The organism is Streptomyces sp. NPDC086554 (assembly GCF_040686095.1).
Taxonomy (GTDB): Bacteria; Actinomycetota; Actinomycetes; order Streptomycetales; family Streptomycetaceae; genus Streptomyces.
Genome location: NZ_JBFBJK010000018.1, coordinates 205922 through 222117, shown reverse-complemented (window position 1 = coordinate 222117; position 16196 = coordinate 205922). Strand labels below are relative to the sequence as shown.

The 16196-nt window shown below is 71.6% G+C and carries 14 protein-coding genes and 2 pseudogenes; 6 read left to right on the top strand and 10 right to left on the bottom strand.

Annotation, left to right across the window (positions count from 1 at the left end; translation table 11 throughout):
- Window positions 1–210: 210 nt before the first annotated feature.
- The 6 genes and pseudogenes from AB0O76_RS28430 to AB0O76_RS28405 form a co-directional block, all read right to left on the bottom strand.
- Window positions 211–2055 (bottom strand): gamma-glutamyltransferase, encoded by a 1845-nt coding sequence (locus AB0O76_RS28430; RefSeq protein WP_365496725.1) that lies wholly within the window; start codon window positions 2053–2055, stop codon window positions 211–213.
- Between the two features lie 11 nt (window positions 2056–2066).
- Window positions 2067–3125 (bottom strand): oligopeptide/dipeptide ABC transporter ATP-binding protein, encoded by a 1059-nt coding sequence (locus AB0O76_RS28425; protein WP_365496723.1) that lies wholly within the window; start codon window positions 3123–3125, stop codon window positions 2067–2069.
- Window positions 3122–4147, bottom strand: a complete 1026-nt coding sequence (locus tag AB0O76_RS28420) for an ABC transporter ATP-binding protein (protein ID WP_365496721.1) — start codon at window positions 4145–4147, stop codon at window positions 3122–3124. The genes AB0O76_RS28425 and AB0O76_RS28420 overlap by 4 nt, the downstream gene beginning before the upstream one ends.
- Window positions 4144–5028, bottom strand: a complete 885-nt coding sequence (locus tag AB0O76_RS28415; RefSeq protein WP_365496719.1) for an ABC transporter permease — start codon at window positions 5026–5028, stop codon at window positions 4144–4146. The genes AB0O76_RS28420 and AB0O76_RS28415 overlap by 4 nt, the downstream gene beginning before the upstream one ends.
- Window positions 5025–5978 (bottom strand): ABC transporter permease, encoded by a 954-nt coding sequence (locus AB0O76_RS28410; protein WP_365496743.1) that lies wholly within the window; start codon window positions 5976–5978, stop codon window positions 5025–5027. The genes AB0O76_RS28415 and AB0O76_RS28410 overlap by 4 nt, the downstream gene beginning before the upstream one ends.
- Window positions 5979–6034: 56 nt before the next feature.
- Window positions 6035–7349, bottom strand: a pseudogene (locus AB0O76_RS28405) (ABC transporter substrate-binding protein).
- 418 nt (window positions 7350–7767) lie between these two features.
- On the opposite strand from AB0O76_RS28405, the gene AB0O76_RS28400 reads away from it, so the two are divergent.
- From AB0O76_RS28400 to AB0O76_RS28390, 3 genes and pseudogenes are all read left to right on the top strand, one after another.
- Window positions 7768–8181 carry a VOC family protein gene (locus AB0O76_RS28400; RefSeq protein WP_365496717.1) on the top strand — a complete coding sequence of 138 codons (414 nt, stop codon included), beginning with the start codon at window positions 7768–7770 and terminating at the stop codon, window positions 8179–8181.
- Window positions 8182–8386: 205 nt separating this feature from the next.
- Window positions 8387–8712: pseudogene (locus tag AB0O76_RS28395) on the top strand (MFS transporter); the annotation flags it as partial.
- 15 nt (window positions 8713–8727) lie between these two features.
- A complete protein-coding gene (locus AB0O76_RS28390; protein WP_365496715.1) occupies window positions 8728–10245 on the top strand; it encodes an MFS transporter in 1518 nt (505 codons plus the stop codon).
- A 25-nt stretch (window positions 10246–10270) separates the two neighbouring features.
- Here AB0O76_RS28390 and AB0O76_RS28385 read toward each other — a convergent pair whose 3' ends face one another.
- Complete coding sequence (locus AB0O76_RS28385; protein WP_365496713.1) at window positions 10271–10747, bottom strand: GNAT family N-acetyltransferase; 477 nt, start codon at window positions 10745–10747, stop codon at window positions 10271–10273.
- A 202-nt stretch (window positions 10748–10949) separates the two neighbouring features.
- Here AB0O76_RS28385 and hemC point away from each other — a divergent pair, with 202 nt between their 5' ends.
- The gene (hemC, locus tag AB0O76_RS28380; protein ID WP_365496711.1) at window positions 10950–11885 is read left to right on the top strand and encodes a hydroxymethylbilane synthase; all 936 of its coding nucleotides are present in this window, start codon (window positions 10950–10952) and stop codon (window positions 11883–11885) included.
- Between the two features lie 7 nt (window positions 11886–11892).
- On the opposite strand, the gene AB0O76_RS28375 is transcribed toward hemC, so the two are convergent.
- Entirely contained in the window at window positions 11893–12831 is a 939-nt protein-coding gene (locus AB0O76_RS28375; protein WP_365496707.1) for a class I SAM-dependent methyltransferase, read from the bottom strand.
- A gap of 47 nt (window positions 12832–12878) precedes the next feature.
- On the opposite strand from AB0O76_RS28375, the gene AB0O76_RS28370 reads away from it, so the two are divergent.
- Window positions 12879–13451, top strand: a complete 573-nt coding sequence (locus tag AB0O76_RS28370; protein ID WP_365496705.1) for a helix-turn-helix transcriptional regulator — start codon at window positions 12879–12881, stop codon at window positions 13449–13451.
- A gap of 36 nt (window positions 13452–13487) precedes the next feature.
- Here the strand turns inward: AB0O76_RS28370 and AB0O76_RS28365 are convergent, their stop codons facing one another.
- Window positions 13488–14486, bottom strand: coding sequence for a YafY family protein (locus AB0O76_RS28365; protein WP_365496703.1), 999 nt, complete (start codon window positions 14484–14486; stop codon window positions 13488–13490).
- 20 nt (window positions 14487–14506) lie between these two features.
- On the opposite strand from AB0O76_RS28365, the gene AB0O76_RS28360 reads away from it, so the two are divergent.
- Window positions 14507–15166, top strand: a complete 660-nt coding sequence (locus AB0O76_RS28360; protein ID WP_365496701.1) for a RidA family protein — start codon at window positions 14507–14509, stop codon at window positions 15164–15166.
- A gap of 43 nt (window positions 15167–15209) precedes the next feature.
- On the opposite strand, the gene AB0O76_RS28355 is transcribed toward AB0O76_RS28360, so the two are convergent.
- Window positions 15210–15962: a sulfite exporter TauE/SafE family protein gene (locus tag AB0O76_RS28355; RefSeq protein WP_365496699.1), complete on the bottom strand. Its 753-nt coding sequence runs from the start codon at window positions 15960–15962 to the stop codon at window positions 15210–15212.
- Window positions 15963–16196 lie beyond the last annotated feature (234 nt).

The window sequence follows — 16196 nt, the reverse complement described above, 5'->3', positions numbered from 1 at the left end:
GCACCCGCTCGACCGTGCCGTCCGCGAAGTCCTGCCAGCGGACGGGGAACACGGTGGTCTCGACGCGGGCGGGGCCGTCGGCGGTGTCGACGCAGGGATCCTCGGATCGGCGTCTGCCAGATGTGCGCCGTTGCCGACCGCGGATCGTGGTCCGTCCTCGCGCAGTTCCCCGCGCCCCTTCGGGGCGCTCTTCGGGCGCTCTTGGGGTTCTTACCGCCCCACGGCGTACCCCTGCATCCCCCGCGCGTTGGCCGCCGCCGAGAGTATCCCGGTCCTCGGATCCCGTGCCACCGCGCACAGCCGCCCTTCCGACCAGGGCTCGCCGACCGTCACGTCGTGCCCGCGCCGCCGCAGCTCCTCGATGACCGCGTCGTCCATGCGGGACTCGACCGTGACGCTTCCCGGGCGCATGCCGCGCGGGTAGAAGGAGCCGGGGAAGCTGTCGTTGTGCCAGTTGGGGGCGTCGATGGCGCCCTGCAGGTCGAGGCCGCCGCGTACGGCGTCGCGCAGCGCCACCGCCAGGAAGAAGTGCACCTGCCACTGGTCCTGCTGGTCGCCGCCCGGCGTGCCGAAGGCCATCACCGGTACGCCGTCCTTGAGTGCGAGGGACGGGGTGAGAGTGGTGCGCGGACGGCGGCCCGGCGTGAGGGAGTTGGGGAGGTCCTCCTCCAGCCACGCCATCTGGAGGCGGGTGCCGAGCGGGAAGCCCAGTTCGGGGACGACCGGGTTGGACTGCAGCCAGCCGCCGCTCGGCGTGGCCGCGACCATGTTGCCCCAGCGGTCGACGATGTCCAGGTGGCAGGTGTCGCCGCGGGTGGCGCCGTCCGCCGAGACGTCCGGTTCACCTTGCAGGGGCGAGGCGACGGTCGGCTCACCGGCGCCCGCTCCGGAAAGGCCGAGCGCGTCGAATCCCGGCTCCCCCGCGGCCACGGCGCGCGCGTGGGCGGAGATCTTCGCGGTGCGCCCGCCGGGGCTTCCGGGGCGCAGTTCGTGCGATGCCTTGTCGCCGATGAGCGTCCGCCGCTCCTCGTTGTACGCGGCGGACAGCAGATCGGCGACCGGGACCGTGTCGGGGCCGTCCGCGTCGCCGTACCAGGCCTCGCGGTCGGCCATGGCGAGCTTGCAGCCTTCGATCAGCAGATGCACGTAATCGGCCGAGCCGTACGCGGGCAGGTCCGCCGGCTCGGAGGGGAGCAGGGCCAACTGCTGGAGGAAGGCCGGGCCTTGGCTCCAGCCGCCCGCCTTGCACAGCGTCCAGCCGTTCCAGTCGTACGTCGCCGGGGCCTCGTACGTCGCTTCCCAGCCGGCGAGGTCGGCGGCCGTCAGCGTTCCGGTGTGCCGGGATCCGCTGGTGTCCATCGTGGGGCGGGCCGCCTGGCGGATCAGCGCCCGGCCGATGAACCCTTCGCTCCAGATCTTCCGCGCGGCCTCGATCTGCTCGGTGCGCGAGCCGTCGCCCGCCTCCTCGATCAGGCGGCGCCACGTCGCGGCGAGCGCGGGGTTGCGCAGGAGTTCGCCGGGGCGGGGGGCCTGGCCGCCGGGCAGGTAGACCTCGGCGGACGAGGTCCACTCGGTCTCGAAGAGTTCGCGCACCGTCTCGACGGTCTCGCCGACGCGCTCCACGGGTGCGTGCCCGTCATCGGCGTACCCGATCGCGTACTTGAGGACATCGGCGAGGGACTTGGTGCCGTGGTCGCGCAGGAGCACCATCCACGCGTCGAAGGCACCCGGCACTGCGGCCGCGAGCGGACCGGTGCCCGGCACGAGTTCGAGGCCGAGGGATCGGTAGTGGGCGACGGTCGCTCCTGCGGGTGCGACGCCCTGCCCGCACAGCACCCGCACCTCTCCCCCGGCGGGCGCCAGGATGATCGGCACCTCGCCCGCCGGGCCGTTGAGGTGCGGTTCGACGACGTGCAGGACGAAGCCCGCGGCGACCGCGGCGTCGTAGGCGTTGCCGCCGTCCTCCAGGACGGCCATCGCGGACTGGGAGGCGAGCCAGTGGGTGGAGGACACCATGCCGAAGGTGCCTTGGAGGGTCGGCCGGGTGGTGAACAAGGGGGCTGCTCCTAGCGTGCGGTGCGGGTACTGGGGATCGTACGGAGGGTCTGGGCGGCGGCCGCGTCCGGAGCCGTGCCGTCGTCGGCGACGAGATGGCAGGAAACCTGGCGCGGGCCACCGCCGGGGAGTTCGCGCAGTTCGGGCGCCTCGACACGGCAGCGGTCGACGGCGAGCGGGCAGCGCGTGTGGAAGCGGCAGCCCGGTGGTGGGGTGAGCGGGCTCGGCAGTTCACCGCTGAGGACGATGCGCTCGCGGGTTCGCTGCACGGCCGGGTCGGGGACGGGCGCGGCGGAGAGCAGCGCCTGCGTGTAGGGGTGCTTGGGGTCGGCGAACAGTTCGACGGTCGGCGCCTGTTCGACGATCTGGCCGAGATACATGACCGCGATGCGGTCGGCGAGGAACTCCACGGCGGCCAGGTCGTGCGTGATGAACAGGCACCCGAAGCCGCGGTCCCGCTGGAGATCGGCGAGGAGGTTGAGGACGGAGGCCTGGACGGAGACGTCGAGGGCGGAGGTGGGTTCGTCGGCCACCAGGAGGTCGGGGCCGACGGAGAGCGCGCGGGCGATGGAGATGCGTTGCCGCTGCCCGCCGGAGAGTTCGTGCGGATGCCGGTCCGCGTGCTCGGGGCGCAGGCCGACCTGGCCGAGGAGTTCGGCGACCCGCGCGCGTGCCGCGTCTCCCTTGGCGATGCCGTGCAGGCGCAGGGGTTCGGCGATGATCTGGCCGACGGTCATGCGGGGGTCGAGCGAGGAGGAGGGGTCCTGGAAGACGAGGTGGAAGTCCTTGCGCAGGGGCCGCAGGGCGCGGCGCGAGAGGCGGGTCACGTCGGTGCCGTTGATGCGGACGGTTCCGCCGGTGGGTTCGTCGAGGCGTACGGCACACCGGCCCACCGTCGACTTTCCACTGCCCGACTCCCCTACGAGTCCTACGACTTCGCCCTTGCCGACGGTGAGCGTGACGCCGTCGGCGGCGCGCACGACTCCGCCCGGTCCCGCGAAGTGCCGCTCCAGGCCAAGCAGTTCGAGCACCGGCGCCGCGTCACTCTCGCGCTTCTGGGTGGGGATCACTGGCCGGCCTCCTGGGTGGTGGGCGTGAGCGCGGGGGCGTCCTGCGGGTGCCAGCACGCCGCCCGGTGCGCGGCATCGGCTCCGGCGTGCAGGGAGACCGCCTTGAAGGCGGGCCTGCCCGTCGTGCACTGGTCGTCGGCGTGCGCACAGCGCGGGGCGAAGGTGCAGGCGTCGGGCTGTGCGTCGAGGCTCGGCACCAGGCCGGGTATCTCGGGCAGGCGCCGCTTGCCCTCACCGCCCGGGCGAAGGACCGCGCCAAGGAGGCCGCGCGTGTACGGGTGGCGCGGTTCGGCGAACAGCTCGTCCACCGGGGCCTGTTCGACGGGGCGGCCCGCGTACATGACCAGGACCCGGTCGGCGGTGTCGGCCACCACGCCCAGGTCGTGGGTGATGAGCACGATCGCGGTGCCGAGCCGTTCCCGCAGGGACCGCAGGACTTCGAGGATGCCCGCCTGGACAGTGACGTCGAGGGCGGTGGTCGGCTCGTCGGCGATCAGGACGGACGGATCGCAGGCGACCGCGATGGCGATCATGACGCGTTGCCGCATGCCGCCGCTGAGCTGGTGCGGGTATTCGTCGACGCGCTGGGCGGGGGCCGGGATGCCCACCAGGTCGAGGAGTTCGACGACGCGCGGGCGTGCCTCCTTCTTCGACAGGCCCTGGTGGCGCCGGAGCACCTCGCCGATCTGCCGGCCGATGGTCAGGACCGGGTTCAGGGAGGTCATCGGTTCCTGGAAGATCATCGCGATGTCCTTGCCGCGGACCCGCCCGAGCTCCTTCTCGCTCGCTCCCGCGATCTCTGCGCCGCCGAGCCGGATCGAGCCTTCGATGTACGCGGTGGGCGGCAGGAGTCCCATCACGGCCATCGCGGTGACGGACTTGCCACACCCCGACTCGCCGACCACCGCGAGTACTTCGCCCGGTGCGACGTCGTACGAGAGATGGTCGACGGCATGCACGGTGCGCGTGTCGGAGCGGAAGGAGACCGACAGGTCGCGCACGCTCAGTACAGGCTTGCTCATCGGGTGGCTCCTCGGGGGTCGAGGACGTCCCGCAGGCCGTCGCCGAGCAGGTTGAACGCCAACGTGGCCGCGACGACGGCGAGTCCGGGAAAGACCGCCATCCACGGCGCGGGCGCGAGGAAGGACTGGGCGCCGGAGAGCATCACACCGAGCGAGGCGTCCGGTGGCTGCACGCCGAGGCCCAGGAAGCTGAGCAGCGCCTCGCCGGTGATCGCGGCGGGGATGCCGACGGTCGCCTGGACGGTCAGCGCGGAGGTGGCGCCCGGCAGGATGTGCCGGAGGAGCACGGTGGCGTCGCCGCCTCCGTTGGCCACGGCGGCCGCCACGTAGTCGACGTGGCGCAGCCGCAGCGTCTCGGCGCGGGTGATGCGGATGACGGCCGGGATCTGCGAGATGCCGATCGCGATGGTCGCGTTGGTGAGCGAGGGGCCGAGCACCGCGGCGAGCCCGACGGCGAGCACCAGGAAGGGGAAGGCCAGCATCGTGTCGGTGAGCCGCGAGACCACGCTGTCGGTGAACGTGCCGTAGTAGCCCGCGAGCAGCCCCAGCGGCACGCCGACGACGAACGCGAGCGCCACCGCCAACACGCCCACCTGCATCGACGCCCGCGCCCCGTACACGACGCGGGAGAGCTGGTCGCGGCCGAGGTCGTCGGTGCCGAGCCAGTGCGACCAGCCGGGCGCTGCAAGGGCGCCCGCGAAGTCGGGGCGCGCGGGATCGTACGGCGCGACCAGCGGCGCGAAGAGCGCCGCGAGAACGAACACGGCGGCGATGACGCCACCGGTCATGGCGAGCCGGTTCTTGCGCAGGGCGCGCAGTTTGCCGCTGCGCGCGCTCGCGGAACGTATCCGCCCGAGCGTGGTGAGTACCGCTGTCGTCACCGGGCACCTCCGAGCCGGATGCGCGGGTCGATGACCGAATACGCCACGTCGACCAGCAGGTTGATGAGGATGTACGCGGCGGATGTGCAGAGCACCACGCCTTGCAGGGTCGCGTAGTCGCGGGTGAAGACAGCGTCGATGGTGAGCTTGCCGAAGCCGGGCAGGACGAAGATCTGCTCGGTGACGACGGCGCCCGAGATGAGATGGCCGAGCTGGAGACCGAGCACGGTCACCACGGTGACCAGGGAGTTCCGCAACGCGTGCCCGCCGATGACCTCGCGCCGGGACAGGCCCTTGGCCCGTGCGGTGCGTACGTAGTCGGCGGAGAGCGAGTCGAGCATCGCCGCCCGCGTCTGGCGCATCACGACCGCCGCAAGGCCGGAGCCGAGGACGATCGCGGGCAGCACCATGCGGCGCAGGTTGTCGAGCGGATCGGTGCCGAACGGCACGTATCCGGAGGCGGAGAAGACCGGCAGGGCGATGGCGAATCCGAGGACGAGGACGATGCCGAGCCAGAAGGTGGGGACGGAGAGCCCAAGCAGGGCAAGGGCGTTGGCGAGCCACTCCTCGGGCCTGCCGCGCCGCACGGCGGCGACGATGCCCGCCCCGATGCCGAGCGTGACCGCCAACAGCAGGGAGAGCGCGGCCAGTTCGAGGGTGATGGGCAGCGCCGCGGTGATCGCGTCGGCGACGGGCAGGCCGGTGCGCGATGAGGTCCCGAGGTCGCCGGTGACGGCGTGTCCGATGAACCGCCCGTACTGGACGACGATGTTGTCGTCGAGGCCGTAGCTCTCCCGGATCGCGGCGAGCGCCTTGGGGCTGCGCTCCTCACCGGCGAGCGCGAGCGCGGGGTCGCCGGGCAGCGCTCGGATGCCGGCGAAGACGACCATGCTGACCAGGACGAGTGTGATGAGGGACTGGCGGATCCGGGTGACCAGATAGGCCGTCATGGGGCTCAGGCGCACCGGCCTCGGGCGGGCGGTTCCCGGGCGCAGGGGGATCAGGCTCATCGGGTGTACCCCGCAGTCGTGACGCGGACCAGGCCGTCTCCGTAGACGCGGACGCCCGCGACGTCCTTGCGGGTGACGACGTAGTTCTTCTGCCGGTAGAGGTAGATGAGCCCGCGCCGCTCATTGGCGAGCTCGGTCAACTCCGCGTATATCCGGGCGCGTTCGACCGGGTCGGGTTCGGCGCGGCCGCGTTCGACCAGCCGGTCGATGGCCGGGTCGGAGAGCCCGTAGGCGTTCATCGCGCCGCGTGTCTGCAGGAAGCCGGCGATGTTGCCGTCCGGGTCGAGCCGTCCCGACCAGCCGCTGGTGAAGGCGTCGTAGTCCCCGGAGTCGGTCTCTTCCAGCATCGTGGCGTACTCGGTGGGGCGCAGCGTGACCGCGAAACCCGCTTCCTTGGTCATGGCCTGCAAGACCTGTCCGAGGCGGCTGTGCTCGGGCGTCGTGGACACCTTCAACTCGATGCGGACCGGGGTCTTCACCCCGGCCTCGTCCAGAAGCCGCTTGGCCTTGGCGACGTCACGCTCGGGGCAGGCGGACGCCTTGACGCCGGGCGCGATGGCGGACTCGGGCGAGACGGGGCCGCAGGCGGGTTCGTACATGCCCTGGAAGACGACCTTGTTGAGCAGCTCGCGGTCGATGGCGAGCTCGAACGCCTCACGGACAGAGGCCGATGCCCTGGTAGCCGAGCGAGGGCGAGTTGAAGAGCTGGAGGCCGGGCTCGGTCAGCGCGCTGCGTACGTCGACGGGTGTCATCTGGTCGCCGACCTGGATGTCGCCGGACCGCAGATTGGCCAGGCGGACATTGCCGTCGGGTATCGGCTTGTAGATCACCTTGTCGAGGTGGACCCGGTCGGCCGCGTAGTAGTTCGGGTCCTTGGCGAGCACGATGCGGTCACCGCCGACGCGCTCGACGTACTTGAACGGGCCGACGCAGGAAGGGTGGTTGGTGAAGTTCTTGCCGTACTTCTTGACTGCGGTGGGCGACATCACCATGCCGGAACGGTCCGCGAGGACGGCCGCGAGGGGGACGTAGGCCTGCTTGAGCGTGAGCTTCACCGCGTACGTCCCGGTCGCCTCCGCCTGTGCCAGCGGGGCGAGTTCGGTGGCGCGCGCCGAGCCCGCGAGGTCGCGGTGCCGCAACAGTGAGGTGACGGCGGCGGCCGCGTCGAGGCGCGTGCCGTCGCTGAACTTCAGGCCCTTGCGCAGGGCGAAGGTGACGGTGCGGCCGTCCTTCGACGTCTTGGGCAGGGCGGTTGCGAGCTGGGGGATCACGGTCCCGTGCTCGTCGATGTCGTAGAGCTTCTCGCACATTCCGGCGAAGACGGTGCGGCCCACGAGGGTCTGCGCGAGGGTCGGATCGAGCTTGTCCGGGTCGGCGTTGAGGGCGACGGTGAGGGTGCCGCCGTCCCGCACAGGACGGTCGTCGGTCATGCGCTCGCCGCCGACCTCGGTGGCCGAGGACTGCAAGGAGCCGCAGCCCGCCGTCAGGGACATCACCAGGGCAACTGCCGCAAGGGCAACCGCTTTTCGGCGCACGGTGGGTACCTCCGCCAGGGTGGTTCCGGGCTGATCGCGGACGATCAAGGAATACCGCAGAACGTATTTCGCATACAGTCCGCACACAAGAGGCCCGGTTGAATGACGGACCAGATTTGTCCCGACGGGCCGTTGTCAGTGCGCCGCGCTACTCTCCGCGCAACTGACCGTTCACCCGTTCTGGGAGGTTTTCATGGTCTCGCGCCTCAACCCGTACATCAGCTTCGACGGCGATGCCCGGCAGGCGATGGAGTTCTACAAGGAGGTCTTCGGCGGCGAGCTCGCCCTCAACACCTTCGGCGAGTCAGGCCAGCAGGGCACCCCGCACGCCGACAAGATCATGCACGCGCTGCTCGAGGCACCCAATGGCTTCACTCTGATGGCCTCCGACACCCCGCCCGGCATGCAGCACTCCACGGGCACCAACTTCTCGGTGAGCCTCAGCGGCGACGACGAAGCCGAGCTGCGCGGCTACTGGGAGAAGCTGTCCGCCGGCGGCACGGTGGCCGTGCCGATGGAGAAGCAGATGTGGGGCGACGTGTTCGGCATGTGTACGGACCGGTTCGGCATCCCCTGGATGGTCAACATCAGCGAGCCGAAGAGCTGAGAGAAACAGCCGAAGAGCTGAGGGGAACAGCGGCTGCGGCGGCCGGGCAGGCCCGGCCACCACAGCCGTCCGCCCAGGTCGCGGGCCCGCACCAGCACGCCTACCGTGTGACGCACGCCTACCGTGTGACGGAGGTGTCTTGTGTGACGGGGGCGTCTGGAGGCCACCGATGGACCGCTCGCCCATGCCGGAACCCTTCGACGGATACGGCGCGCACGTCCTTCCGCCGCTGCTCGTCGCCGGTCTCGGCCTCGGCCTCGGCCTGGTCTTCGCCCCTGCGATGAGCATGGCCACCGCCGGCGTCGCGGCACACGACGCGGGTGTCGCATCGGCGATGGTCAACACCAGCCAGCAGGTGGGCGGTTCGACCCAACGCCTCAAGTGCAGGCCCAGTCGGCGATGGAGAGCTACTCGACCGCGTACTGGTGGTCGGCTCTCTTCTTCGCCGTCGGCCTCGTCGTTACGGTCGTGCTCTGCCGCCGCGGAGCTCCCGTCCACGCGGAGACGAGCAGCGGCGCGGTGCACATGTAGGAGGAGGGCGAGGCGATGGCGTCCACATCGGAGGCTTCGGCGACAGATAGTGCCGACGGCGGTGTCGCACTGGCGTCGCCGCGGGGCCGCTGGGTGCTCGCCTGCGCCGTACTCGCATCGGGCATGGCGATGCTCGACGGCACGGTGGTCAATGTCGCCCTGCCCACCCTCGGCCGCGACCTCGACACCTCGATCGCCTCGCTGCAGTGGGTCGTCAACGCCTACATGCTCACTCTCTCCTCGCTGCTGCTCCTGGGCGGCGCGCTCGGCGACCGCATCGGCCGGCGGCGCACCCTGGTCATCGGCATCGTGTGGTTCGCCCTCGCATCCGCGCTGTGCGGGCTGGCGCAGAACGCCGGGATGCTCATCGCCGCCCGCGCGCTCCAGGGCATCGGCGGAGCACTGCTCACTCCGGGCTCGCTGGCACTGGTGCGTACGTCGTTCCGCCCGCAGGACCAGGCACGCGCGGTGGGCGCGTGGTCGGGGCTCGGCGGCGTCGCGGGGGCCATCGGGCCGTTCCTGGGCGGCTGGCTGATCGACGGTCCTGGCTGGCGCTGGATCTTCCTGATCAATGTGCCGCTGGCCGCGCTCGTGCTCATCGCGGCACGCCATGTCCCCGAGAGCCGCGCCGAGGGCGCCGCGGACAAGCCGTTCGACGTGACGGGGGCGTGCCTGGCCGCGCTGTTCCTCGCGGGCATCAGCTTCTCGCTGATCGGGGCGTCGGGAGACTCCTCGGCGGCGGCCGTCCTGCCGGGCCTGCTCGGCCTGGTGGCGGGTGTCGTCTTCGTCCTGGTCGAGCACCGCCGCAAGGACCCCATGCTGCCGCTCTCGCTGTTCCGCTCCCGCCTGTTCAGCGCGGCGAACGTCATGACGCTCTGTCTGTACGCGGCCATCGGCGGGCTCCTGTTCATGCTGCCGGTGCAGTTGCAGACGACGCTCGGCTACGACGCCCTGGAGGCGGGCACGGCGACACTGCCCATCACCGTCCTGATGCTGCTGCTCTCGGCGGCCGCCGGTGATCTCTCGCGACGGGTCGGCCCCACGCTGCCGCTGGTCGCGGGCCCGCTCATCGCGGCCGCCGGGGCGCTGCTGATGCTGAGGATCGAGCCGGGCGCCTCGTACGTCACCTCCGTCCTGCCCGCCGTCGTCGTCCTCGGCCTGGGAATGAGCGTCTTCGTCGCCCCGCTCACCGCGACCGTCCTCGCCTCGGTGGACGCCGGGCGCGCGGGCCTGGCCAGCGGCGTGAACAACACCGCGGCACGGGTCGCGCAGATGCTCGTCGTGGCCGCGCTGCCGCTCGCGGTCGGCCTGTCCGGCACGGCGTACGCGGATCCCGACGCGCTCGACACCGCGTTCGGCAAGTCGGCCGTGGGCTGCGCGGGCCTGTTCGTCCTCGCGGCGGCGGCAGCGGCGGTCTTCATCCGCCCGAGCCCCGCCGCCTGGCACGAGGAACCGGGGAACACACCGCGGTGCAAGTCCCATCTCGGGGTCGGCGCACCGCCGTTGGAGCCGGGGAAGGACTGCGCGGGGTGAGGGTCGGCGACCAAGCGGGCGCGGATCAGATCGGAGCTTCCACCTCGCGCACGAAGAGGGTGACCGTCACGCTCTCCTTGAAGCCGTTGCGCCGCATGAGGGCGGCGGACGCGGTGTTGCGTACAGCGACATCGGTCACGACAGCGGTGGCACCGGCGGCAGTCAGCGTCGCGCAACAGGCCTGCACGAGATGGCTGGCGACGCCCTGCCCCTGATAGTCCGGCGCGCTGGCGATCCACTCCAGGTTCCCCCAGTCCGCGCGCTGGTCGAAGCCCATCGAGCCGAGGACGAACCCGGCGAGACGCTCACCGTCGAGCGCCACCCAGCAGGCGGAGGCGTCGGCGTCCATGTGCCCGGCGATGGCCGAGAGCGACCAGGACGTGTACGGCTTCACCGTGGTGTCGTACAACTCCCGGCCGAGGGCGAGGACGTCGACCAAATGGGTGGGCGCCATCGGTTCCAGGACGACGGGGGACCGCTGGTGACCGGCGGGGGCGGACATGGGACCTCCCAGGTGACTGACGCCGCGGACGGCACGACGGCCTGGCGCCGGGCGCAGGCTGCTTCTCACGCTATGAGGCCCAGGGGCGCGGCGCATGCCGAGCTCGGCGGGAGTTCCGCCGCCGTCGGCCCCGCCCTCGAACCGGCAGCGAGGTGACCGGCCCTTGTCCCGGCGGCTGTTGGGAGGGCCTATCGTGGTGCGCATGTCCGCTCCTGAGCTGATCCGCATCGTCTCCCGTTCCTCGCCCATGGCGCTCGCCCAGGTGGAGCGCGTCCGCGCCGAACTGGCCGCGCTGCACCCCGGGATCCGCACCGAAGTCGTGCCGGTCACGACGTCCGGTGACCGCTGGATGGGGGACCTCGCGAAGCTCGGCGGCAAGGGCGCGTTCACGAAGGAGGTCGACGCATCGCTGCTCGCCGGTGAGGCGGACCTCGCGGTGCACTGCGTCAAGGACGTCCCCGCGGACCGGCCGCTGCCCGCGGGCACCACCTTCGCGGCGTTCCTCAAGCGGGACGACATCCGTGACGCCCTCATCCACCCCGGTGGGCTCACCCTGGACGAGCTGCCCGCGGGAACCCGCATCGGCACGTCCTCCGTACGGCGCATCGCCCAACTCGCCGCCTCCCACCCGGAGTTGGAGTGCGTGCCGATGCGCGGGAACGCCGGCCGCCGGATGGAGAAGCTGGCCGCGGGCGACGCGGACGCGCTGCTCCTTGCCGTGTCCGGCCTCGAACGCATCGACCGGATGGACGTGGCGACCGAGATCCTCTCGGTGGAGACGATGTGCCCGCCGATCGGCGCCGGGATCCTGGCACTCCAGTGCCGCGAGGAGGACACGGAGACGATCGACGTCGTGTCCGGCCTCGGTGACCCCGACGCCTGGCGGGAGGCGACCGCCGAGCGGATGTTCCTGCACGTCCTGCAGGGGCACTGCAACTCCCCCATCGCCGGGTACGCCCGCTGCGAGCCGAGCGGCGACCTGTCGCTGCGGGCCAGCGTGTTCACCCCTGACGGCAAGACGGTCCTGAACGCCCACGAGTGGGCCGGACGGCTCGACCCGGCGACGCTCGGCACGTCCGTGGCGGTGACGCTGCTGCGCCAGGGCGCGCGCGAGCTCATCGACTCGATCGCGCACTGACGGACGCCTACTGACCGGGGCGGCGGGCCACCCAGAGCTGACGCGTGGAGCGCACCACGAGATCGTCGCGGTGCCGTACGTCCTGGGGGCCACCGTCGAGAAGCGCGTCGAACGCGGCCAGGTCCCCGGGGTCGATCCGGCCTTCGAGCGCGCCGCGGATACCGCCGAGGGCCAGGTACGCGTAACGGCCTGCGCCGTCCGGCAAGGGCGCGCGCAGCTCCAACTGCTCGGTGCGCTCCTGCTCGACGGCGAGGCCGGCCGCCGTGAGCAACGCACCCCAGTCGGCACCCAGGTGCGGCACTCGCTCGGCGTGGAGTGCGTCCAGGGCCTCGCGGCAGCGGGCCTCCAGGCCGGGACGGTCCGGTACGGCGTCGGCGGGCAAGAAGCGCGGCATGCCGTCCAGTTCTGCGACGGCCAGCAGGCCGCCGGGGCGCAGCGCGGTGCGGATCCCGGCGAGGGCCGCTGCGGGATCGTCCAGGTGGTGCAGCGAGGCCGAGGCCCAGACGAGGTCCGCGTCCGTGATGCCGGGCAGGCCCGCACCGGCGTCCGCCCGCAGGGTGTCCACGCGGTCGCCAAGGCCCCGCGCGCGGGCGGCCTCGCTGAGCCGGGCCAGCATCTCGGCCGAGCTGTCGACGGCGGTCACCCGGGCCGTGGGGAACTGCTCCAGGAGCGCGAACGTACCGGTTCCGGTGCCCGCGCCGAGGTCGACGATGTGCGTGACGTCGCTCCCGGCAAGGCATGCGACCCGGCCGGTGACGGCGGTGAGGTGGGAGGCGAAAAGGGCGGCGTCGAGGTCGAGTATCTCGGCGAGGCTGTGCTGCGCTCCGGCGCCGTGCGCGGCGTCGCCTTCTCCGCGGGCGTGGGCGTGGGCGTGAGGGTGGTGGCCGGTGCCGTGCGGGGCCGGGGCGTGGGGGTGGGAGTGGGGCTGAGATGCGGGGTGTGCCATGCGCCCGACCGTACGACACCTTGCGGCCGACGCATACACTCTTGCCCATGACGCAAGAAGGTACTGATCTGGACAGCCTCGTGCGCAAGCGGATCCGGGCCTTGCGGGCCGCGCACGGCTGGTCGCTCGACGACCTGGCCGGCCGCAGCCATCTCAGCCCTTCGACCCTCAGCCGGATCGAGACCGGGCACCGCAGGATCGCCCTCGACCAGCTCACCGCGATCGCCCGCGCCCTGAGCACGTCGCTCGACCAGCTCGTCGAGACCGACGCCGAAGACGTCGTCTCGAACCCCACCTACCACCGGTCCCGCTCCCAGACCCACTGGACGCTGCGCGGCGAACCCGGCGTCACGGTCGCCCGGATGCGCCTGACCGACCCGCCCCCGCGGGGCCCCACCGCGCTGAAGGCCCACCCCGGCCGGGAGTGGTTCACGGTGCTGTCCGGAACGGTCGAACTCCTGCTGGGCGAGCGCCGGTTGAGGGTCGAGGAGCGGCAGGCGGCGGAGTTCCCGACCATGCTTCCGCACGCCGTGGGCGCCATCGGCGGCCCCGCGGAGATCCTCGGCATCTTCGACCGCGAGGCCCGGCGCAACCACCTCGCCGAAGGCGGCCGAACGTAACGAGGACGGAGCTGCGGTTCATGGCTCCTGCACGCCTCACGGCTCCTGCATGTCCGGCGCCGGTGAGGCCGTCGCACCTGCGGCCATCAACCTCTCCGCCAGCACGCGGCAGCGCCTCCCGAGCTCCGGAGGGTCAAGCACCTCGAAGTCGTGCCCCAGCAGGAGTACATGCATGAGTACGGCGTCGAGACCGGCGGCGCCACTGAGCACCTCGCAGCGCTCCCTCCCTCTCTGCCGCACGACGGCCGCCGACGCCGGAATCTGCGCGCGCACCGTGTCGGCCGACGCGTGCACGAGGAAGCGCGCCCGCCGCGGGTAGACCCGGCTCGCCACGCCTTCCTGCACGTACGCCGCCGCGTCGGGCGCCGCGCGCGGGCTGAAGCGCCAGGTCCGGGCGACCGCCTCGGTCATCCGGTCGACGCGGAAAGTGCGCCAGTCGTCGCGATCGAGGTCGTAGGCGAGGAGGTACCAGCGCCGATCGGAGGCGACCAGGCGGTAGGGCTCGGTACGCCGCCGCCGGACCTCACCCCCGGACGGATAGTCGAAACCGGCCTCGACCTCGTCGCGACAGGCCCTGGCCAACGTCATGAGGACCTCGGGGTCGACCGGCGTGCGGCCTCCGTCGAAGGACTCCACCGAGCCGGACAGCGCGCGCACCTCGTGCCGCAGCCGGCCGGGCAGCACCTGATCGAGCTTGGTCAGCGCCCGGAGTGCGGCGTCCCCGGCACCGGCGACCGCGCCACCCGCACCGGCGAGCAGCGAGACCGCGGTGGCGATCGCCTCCTGGTCGTCGAGAAGGAGCGGCGGCAGGTCCTGCCCCGGGCCGAGTCGGTAGCCGCCGCCGACGCCCTGACCCGCATGCACCGGATAGCCGAGGGTCCGCAGCCGCTCGACATCGCGCCGTACCGTGCGCGTCGTGACCCCGAGCCGCTCGGCGAGCTCGGGGCCGCTCCAAGTCTGCCGCTGCTGGAGCAGCCCGAGCAGAGTGAGTACCCGCTCCGTCGTATCGCGCCCGTCACCGCTTGCCACGTTCATGGCGCACCACGTTGCCAGAGATGGCGGACCGATCCTGTCCGCCTCTGGTGTCACGGTGGCTCCATGGACGCAAACGAACTCGATGTGAACCGGTCGCCGCGCGCAACACGGCACGCTTCGGCGCGCCGGCAGCCTCGTACGAAACCTGGGAGTACGCCGGCAGCGCGAAGACGGCGCTCGACCAGCTCGAAACCCAACTCGACGAGCTGATCCACCACCTGTCCGAGGTCTGCCTGCTGCGCGACCTCTACCTGCACACGAATCCAGGCACCCGTCAGGAGAAGCTCATGACCGCGAAGACGACACACATCGACCCTGAAGAGCTCCACCACAACCCTGCCTTCACCCAGGGCGTGATCACACCCGCTGCCCGGATGCTCCATGTCGGCGGCCAGCTCGGCACCGAAAGCACCGGAAGCCTGCTCGACGGCATTGAGGCGCAGACCGCTCAGGCAATGCGCAACGTACTGACCGTACTTGCTGCCGCAGGCACCGGCCCCGAGCACGTCGCCAAGCTCAACATCTATCTCGTCAACGGGGTCGACGCACAGGTCGGATACGCGGCGTCGCGATCAGTGTGGGGCGATCACCGCACGGCCATCACGGTTGTCTCCACCGCGGGACACGCTCGCCCGGGCGCGCTCGTGGAGATCGACGCGGTAGCTGTCATTCCTGACTAGGCCTGACTAGGTCGACGAACTGGGCCCGGGCTCACGCCAGTTACTACGCGATGACCGCGACGGACGCGATCACGCCGACCGCGACGATCACTCCGCGCAGGACGTTCGGCGACAGGCGGCGGCCGACTCGGGCGCCCAGTAGTCCGCCCACAGTGGAGCCCAGGGCGATCACGCCGGCCGCCGTCCAGTCGACGTCCGTCACCGCGATGAAGACGATCGCCGCGACGCCGTTGACGATGGCGGCCAGCACGTTCTTGGCGGCGTTGAGCCGCTGCAGGTCGTCCCGGACGAAGGTGCCGAACAGGCCCATGAGCAGGACGCCCTGGGCGGCGCCGAAGTAGCCGCCGTAGACCCCCGTTCCCAACACCCCGAGCAGCACGGGTGCCTGGCGGTCCGCTCCGTCGTGGCCGGGGCGCTGCCGCAGCCACCGGTTCAGGCGCGGCTGGAACAGGACGAGGACGCAGGCCAGCAGGATCAGCACCGGCACCACGGACTGGAACGTCCCATCGGGCAGGAGCAGCAAGAGTGCCGCTCCGATCAGCCCTCCGACGAGAGCGGCGGCGCCCCACCGCAGCAGCCTGGGCAACTGCCCCTTCAGCTCGCGGCGGTAGCCGTACGCGGCGGTGATCACACCTGGCACCAGGCCGATGGTGTTGGAGACGTTGGCAAGGACGGGCGGAAGGCCGCAGGCGAGAAGGGTGGGGAAGGTGATCAGGGTGCCTGAGCCGACGACGGCGTTGATGCCGCCCGCCGCGACGGCCGCGGCCGCCAGGGCCACTGTTTCGAGTGCGTGCACTGCTCGCCTTTCCGGGCACCGTCCGGCACCGGGGCGCGCAGGCTCCGGGGAAGGGATGGCCAGGTACTGGGTGTTGGAAGTGATCAGTTACGTGATGGAGGGTCGGCACCCGGGAGGGACCGAGCGCTGTCCGGAACTACGCCCGGGCCCACCCGGGTTGCCGCCCTGGGCCCGCCAAAGATCATCCCGCCGGGGCAACAGCCAAGTCAATCCTCGGGTTTCCTTGCACATCCC

Bases quoted from the DNA above. Each gene is read 5' to 3' on its own strand.
- AB0O76_RS28420 (WP_365496721.1), bottom strand. From the start codon at position 4,147: ATGAGCAAGCCTGTACTGAGCGTGCGCGACCTGTCGGTCTCCTTCCGC.
- AB0O76_RS28410 (WP_365496743.1), bottom strand. From the start codon at position 5,978: ATGACGGCCTATCTGGTCACCCGGATCCGCCAGTCCCTCATCACACTC.
- AB0O76_RS28400 (WP_365496717.1), top strand. From the start codon at position 7,768: ATGGTCTCGCGCCTCAACCCGTACATCAGCTTCGACGGCGATGCCCGG.
- AB0O76_RS28390 (WP_365496715.1), top strand. From the start codon at position 8,728: ATGGCGTCCACATCGGAGGCTTCGGCGACAGATAGTGCCGACGGCGGT.
- AB0O76_RS28385 (WP_365496713.1), bottom strand. From the start codon at position 10,747: ATGTCCGCCCCCGCCGGTCACCAGCGGTCCCCCGTCGTCCTGGAACCG.
- hemC (WP_365496711.1), top strand. From the start codon at position 10,950: ATGTCCGCTCCTGAGCTGATCCGCATCGTCTCCCGTTCCTCGCCCATG.
- AB0O76_RS28375 (WP_365496707.1), bottom strand. From the start codon at position 12,831: ATGGCACACCCCGCATCTCAGCCCCACTCCCACCCCCACGCCCCGGCC.
- AB0O76_RS28370 (WP_365496705.1), top strand. From the start codon at position 12,879: ATGACGCAAGAAGGTACTGATCTGGACAGCCTCGTGCGCAAGCGGATC.
- AB0O76_RS28365 (WP_365496703.1), bottom strand. From the start codon at position 14,486: ATGAACGTGGCAAGCGGTGACGGGCGCGATACGACGGAGCGGGTACTC.
- AB0O76_RS28360 (WP_365496701.1), top strand. From the start codon at position 14,507: ATGGCGGACCGATCCTGTCCGCCTCTGGTGTCACGGTGGCTCCATGGA.